Origin of the sequence: Pseudomonas endophytica (genome assembly GCF_001411475.1) — a bacterium.
GTDB lineage: Bacteria > Pseudomonadota > Gammaproteobacteria > Pseudomonadales > Pseudomonadaceae > Aquipseudomonas > Aquipseudomonas endophytica.
This window is the reverse complement of sequence record NZ_LLWH01000076.1, coordinates 1-6099: the sequence shown is the minus strand read 5'-3', so window position 1 is coordinate 6099 and position 6099 is coordinate 1. Positions and strand designations below refer to the sequence as shown.

Sequence of the window (6099 nt, the reverse complement as noted above, 5' to 3'; positions counted from 1 at the left end):
CATCAAACTGACGCTCAACAACCTAAGCCCTGTGGAGTACAGGACCCGGGCTGCGCAGATTGCTAGCTAACCTGTCCAACTTTTGGGGGGCAGTCCATTGCGTAGGAGCTGCCGCAGGCTGCGATCTTTTGTTTTTAACGATCAACAGATCGCAGCCTTCGGCAGCTACAGAAATTATTGAGCTTCCCAGCCAAACAATTCGCAAGCATTTGCTGTGCTGGCCGCGGCCAACTCGGGGGCGCTAATGCCCATCGCCAGCGCCAATGCCTCGCAAATGGCAGGCAGATGCTCCGGGCTATTACGCTGATTCGGGTACATAGACGGGGCCATGTCCGGCGAGTCGGTTTCCAGCACGATAGACTCTAGCGGCAAATCGGCGATGACTTTGCGTAAACGCAATGCCTGTGGCCAAGTCGGGGCGCCTCCCAGCCCTAATTTGAAGCCTAGCTTTATGTATTCCCGAGCCTCTTCACGGCTGCCCGCAAAAGCATGAATTACCCCGCCACGCTGTAGTCGAAAACGCTTCAAAGTGGCGATCACTGGCGCATGGCTGCGACGTACATGCAGCAAAGCCGGAAGCTTGGCTTCAGCCGCCAGTGTTAATTGTGCTTCGAACACCTGCTGCTGAGCTTCACGATCCAGTTCAGGCAACCAGTAATCGAGACCAATTTCGCCGACCGCACACAGCTGTGGATGCCCCGCCAGACGATCGAGCCATGCCTCAAGCTCACGGACATGCTGAGGCTGATGCTGATCGAGGTACACCGGGTGCAAGCCAAAGGCGGCATAGAGCTGACGGTCTGTTTGGACTAATTCCCACAATCGCTGCCAATTAGCCTGACACACCCCCAATACCACCATTTTCCCCACCCCCAGCGCGCGGCTGCGCGCCAGTACTGACGTGCGGTCGGGGTCGAAATCCGGAAAATCTAGGTGGGTGTGGGTATCAATCAACGGCATATCGGACCTACTGAATGCGCTGCTTAAAGGTTCGGGCAATAGCCTGAATACCTGGTTCATAGCGTCGTTCTTCAATGGCCGCCAACGCGAGATCCAGTGCTTTTGCGGCGATTAACTGGTGCTGTTGGCCCATGGCATTCACTGGCAGCGGCAAGAAATCCAGCAACTGAGTGTCACCAAAGGTGGCGAGGCGCAGAGGCGGTTTTTGGTCTGGGTGCTCAAGCAATGCATCGAACATACCTTGCAGCAGGACGTAAGAGGTCGTTACCAACGCTTCAGGAAAATGCCCCAAACGAGCGAGTAACTCATCAATGATTTGTCGTCCGCATTCGCGGCTGAATGCAGCGCCGTGTTCGATCAGGATATCGCCCTCAAAACCTTCCAGGGCCTGTTTAAAACCGGCAGCACGTGCCTGGCTGATGCTCAGCTCGGGGCGGGCACCGATCAATGCAATTTGCCGTGGCATTGGCTTCAAAAGGCTGCGGGTCAGTTGCAGGCTGGCTTCACAGTCATCGCTGATCACTGAGCAAAAGCGCGCAGGTTCAAGGGTTCGGTCAATCGCAATGATTGGCATGCCCAGATCTTGCAGTTGGCGATAGCTGTCATCCTCGGGTGGCAGGCAACTGGCCACAAACAACGCGTCACAGCGGCGGGCACGAAATAGTTTGAGCAGTTGGCGCTCGCTATCAGGCGCGTCATCGGAGCTGGCGATCAAGAGCTGATAGCCGCGAGCGCGGGCGCCTTGCTCAAGCTGCTTGGCGATGCGGGCATAACTGGGGTTTTCGAGATCCGGGAGGATGAACCCTAGCGTGCGCGTGTGTCGGCTACGCAGCCCCGCGGCTTGTGGGTTGGGGGTAAAACCATGCGCCTCGACGACAGCTCGAACACGTTCGACCGTGCTGCTGCTAATACGCTGCTGCTCAGCCTTGCCGTTGATGACATAGCTGGCTGTTGTCACCGAAACCCCTGCCAAATGTGCGATATCACTGAGCTTCACGCCGAAAATTCCTTATTTTTTGTAGTACGTGTCGACATTGTGGTCAATCCTAACCGATTACGGCAGTCGATCATCGCCTGCCTTGTAGTCACTGTTTTTTTTTGCAATATCCTTCGGTTGACTTCGATCAAACCGACAGGTTGGGCTTCAAGCGCGAGCAATTATGAAGTAACGTGCCGTCCTTTCTAGATTAAACGTTTCAGCTTACGTAATTTGTGGTGTTTTCCTACGCCGTCAGGGTGCTTGCCACACACCTGTCGACACACTTAGGGGAGAGCAACCTAAGCTGACATAAATCAAAACAATACCGTGCGCCGTTGAGCGTCGGAAAAGGAGAACGCATGCTCGAGCTCACCATAGAGCAGATTTCCATGGGCCAAACGGCTGTGGATAAGTCTGCGGCGCTGCATTTACTCGCCGATAAACTGGTCGCTGACGGTTTGGTGGCCGAAGGTTATCTGAATGGCTTGCAAGCGCGTGAGGCTCAGGGCTCAACCTTTTTGGGGCAAGGTATTGCTATCCCCCATGGCACGCCTGAAACCCGCGATTTGGTGCACACCACTGGCGTGCGTCTGTTGCAGTTTCCACAGGGGGTGGATTGGGGTGATGGCCACCTCGTCTACTTGGCGATTGGCATTGCGGCCAAATCCGATGAACACCTACGGTTGTTGCAACTGTTGACCCGAGCGCTGGGCGAAACTGACTTAGGCGAGGCCCTACGGCGCGCCAGTTCACCAGAGGCGTTGCTTAAACTGTTGCAAGGCGCGCCGCAAGAACTGGCGCTTGACGCGCAGATGATTGGGCTTGGCGTGTCAGCCGATGACTTCGAAGAGTTGGTGTGGCGGGGCGCGCGTTTGCTGCGCCAAGCCGACTGCGTGAGCAACGGCTTTGCCGCTGTCTTGCAACAAGCAGAGGCTCTACCGCTGGGCGACGGCTTGTGGTGGTTGCACAGCGAGCAAACAGTCAAGCGTCCGGGGCTGGCGTTTGTCACGCCAGACAAGCCAATTCGCTATTTAGGCCAACCCCTCAGCGGCCTGTTCTGTCTGGCCAGCTTGGGCGAGGCCCATCAGGCGTTGCTTGAGCGCTTATGTTCACTCCTTATTGAAGGGCGCGGCCATGAACTGGGGCGAGCCACCAGCCGGCGTGCAGTGCTTGAGGCCTTGGGAGGCGAGCTACCGGCTGATTGGCCGAGTGCCCGTATCACCTTGGCCAACGCCCACGGTTTGCACGCCCGCCCGGCAAAAATCCTCGCGCAATTGGCTAAAGGCTTTGAGGGCGACATTCGAGTACGCATTCTTGATGGCCAAGAAACCAGCGCCGTGTCTGCCAAGAGCTTGAGCAAACTGCTCAGCCTCGGCGCCCGCCGTGGTCAGGTACTGGAGTTTGTCGCAGAGCCGACGATTGCCAATGATGCTTTGCCCGCTATTTTGGCCGCCGTAGAGCAAGGGTTGGGCGAAGAAGTCGAACCTCTACCGCTGCACTCCGAACCTGCACCTGTCGAAGCCCAAGCAGCGAAGATTCTCACCGCACCGATTGCGGGCAGCGTGATTCATGGGGTCGCGGCCTCACCGGGCATTGCCATCGGCCCAGCGCACATTCAGGTGCTGCACGACTTTGATTATCCGTTGCGTGGCGAGTCGGCAGCGGTTGAGCGTGGGCGCTTACAAAACGCCGTCAATGACGTGCGCCAAGACATCGAGACGCTGATCCAACGCAGCCAGTCCAAGGCCATCCGCGAAATTTTTATCACTCACCAAGAAATGCTCGATGACCCGGAATTGACCGATGAAGTCGACTCGCGGCTTAAGCAGGGCGAAAGCGCTGAAGCCGCGTGGATGGCGGTGATTGAAGCGGCTGCTCGCCAGCAGGAGTCATTGCAGGATGCGTTGCTGGCCGAGCGCGCGGCAGATTTGCGTGACATTGGCCGTCGAGTACTGGCGCAGTTATGTGGCGTCGAAACCCTAGTCGAACCCGATCAGCCTTATGTGCTGGTGATGGATGAAGTCGGCCCTTCGGATGTGGCACGTCTGGACCCCGCGCGGGTGGCCGGCATTTTGACCGCTCGCGGCGGGGCCACGGCACACAGCGCGATCGTCGCCCGAGCCTTGGGCATTCCGGCCTTGGTTGGCGCGGGTGACGCGGTGTTGTTGCTGGCGCCCGGCACGCAACTGTTGATTGATGGCCAGCGTGGTCGCTTGCACGTGGCGCCCGATGCGGATGCCTTGCAGCGCGCGAAGGACGAGCGCGACAGCCGTGAACAGCGGTTGTTGGCCGCTGGCGAGTTGCGCCATGAAACCGCTATCACCTTGGACGGGCACGCGGTCGAAGTGTTTGCCAACATCGGCGATAGCAAAGGCGTTGCCAGTGCGGTTGAGCAGGGGGCTGAGGGCATTGGCCTGCTGCGTACCGAGCTGATTTTTATGGCTCACCCTCAAGCACCTGATGAAGCCACTCAGGAAGCCGAGTACCGCCGGGTACTGGACGATCTGCAAGGGCGACCTTTGGTGGTGCGCACGCTAGACGTGGGCGGCGACAAACCGCTGCCCTATTGGCCGATTGAGAAAGAAGAAAACCCGTTTCTCGGCGTGCGCGGCATTCGTCTGACCTTGCAGCGCCCACAGATCATGGAAAGCCAACTGCGTGCCTTGTTGCGCTCGGCTGACAACCGCCCGCTGCGCATCATGTTCCCAATGGTCGGTAGCGTAGAGGAGTGGCGCGCTGCGCGAGACATGACCGAGCGTTTGCGCTTGGAGATTCCAGTGTCGGACTTGCAGTTGGGAATCATGGTCGAAGTTCCCTCCGCGGCCTTGTTAGCGCCGGTGCTGGCTAAAGAAGTCGACTTCTTCAGTGTAGGCACTAACGATTTGACTCAGTACACACTGGCCATCGACCGTGGCCACCCGACTTTGTCGGCTCAGGCGGACGGCCTGCATCCGGCGGTCTTGCAATTGATCGACATGACCGTGCGTGCAGCTCATGCCCACGGCAAGTGGGTCGGCGTGTGCGGTGAACTGGCGGCGGACCCTTTGGCGGTGCCGGTGCTGGTGGGGATGGGGGTGGACGAACTCAGTGTTTCGGCACGCAGTATTCCTGAAGTTAAAGCGCGGGTACGTGAATTGAACATGGAACGTCTTAAAACCCTGGCCGCACAGGCCCTGAGCGTCGGCAGCCCAGACGAAGTCCGTGCTTTAGTAGAGGCGCTGTGATGGCCAGTATTCTAACGATCACCCTGAATCCGGCATTGGACTTGACCGTACGCGTGCCGCAACTCGAAACCGGCGAAGTTAACCGTAGCCAGGCATTGCTCTGCCATGCAGCGGGCAAAGGGCTCAATGTGGCCCAAGTACTGGCCGATCTGGGGCACTCGCTGACAGTCAGCGGGTTTCTGGGCGAAGACAATCAACAAGCGTTTGAGGCTTTGTTTACGCGCCGTGGCTTTGCTGACGCGTTTATTCGTGTGCCAGGCGAAACCCGCAGCAACATCAAGCTCGCTGAAGACGATGGGCGAGTCACCGACATTAACGGCCCTGGCCCGCAGGTCAGTGACTTGGCGCAACAGGCGTTGCTCGACAAGCTCGATCAGATTGCGGCCAGCCACGACGCCGTGGTGGTGGCGGGTAGTTTGCCACTTGGCGTCACTGCGCAGTGGCTACGTGAACTGGTGCTTCGCCTTAAAGCGCTCGGCTTAAAGGTTATTTTGGACACCAGCGGTGATGCCTTGAAGGAAGGCTTGAGTGCTGGGCCTTGGCTGGTCAAACCGAATGCCGAAGAACTCAGTACAGCGCTGGGCTGCACGATCAGCAGCGTAGATTCACAAGTGGCCGCCGCGACTCAATTACAGACCTACGGCATTTCGCACGTTGTGATTTCTCACGGGGCTGACGGTGTGAACTGGTTCAGTCGTGGGATCCAAACCCTGCAAGCGGTGCCACCCAAGGTACGCGTGGCGAGCACGGTTGGCGCGGGCGATTCACTGCTGGCCGGCATGATGCACGGCCTGTTAAGCGGCCATAGCCCGGAGCAGACCTTACGCACTGCCACCGCAATTGCAGCGATGGCGGTCACCCAGATCGGTTTTGGAATCAGCGATACGCTGCAGTTAGCGACGCTCGAAAGCGGCGTTAATGTTCGCGCCTTGGCAA

At 58.2% G+C, this 6099-nt stretch carries 4 protein-coding genes; 2 read left to right on the top strand and 2 right to left on the bottom strand.

The genetic code is table 11. The features are described 5' to 3' along the window. Nucleotides 1-174: 174 nt before the first annotated feature. Together AQS70_RS06795 and cra are read right to left on the bottom strand one after the other, a co-directional pair. The gene (locus tag AQS70_RS06795) at nt 175-960 is read right to left on the bottom strand and encodes a TatD family hydrolase (RefSeq protein WP_055102124.1); all 786 of its coding nucleotides are present in this window, start codon (nt 958-960) and stop codon (nt 175-177) included. Between the two features lie 7 nt (nt 961-967). Next, complete coding sequence (cra, locus tag AQS70_RS06790) at nt 968-1957, bottom strand: catabolite repressor/activator (protein WP_055102123.1); 990 nt, start codon at nt 1955-1957, stop codon at nt 968-970. Nucleotides 1958-2298: 341 nt separating this feature from the next. Here cra and ptsP point away from each other — a divergent pair, with 341 nt between their 5' ends. Together ptsP and pfkB are read left to right on the top strand one after the other, a co-directional pair. Next, nucleotides 2299-5163, top strand: a complete 2865-nt coding sequence (ptsP, locus tag AQS70_RS06785) for a phosphoenolpyruvate--protein phosphotransferase (RefSeq protein WP_055102122.1) — start codon at nt 2299-2301, stop codon at nt 5161-5163. Continuing rightward, on the top strand, nt 5163-6099 hold a 937-nt coding region (gene pfkB / locus AQS70_RS06780), incomplete at its 3' end, for a 1-phosphofructokinase (protein WP_055102121.1). The genes ptsP and pfkB, both read left to right, overlap by 1 nt.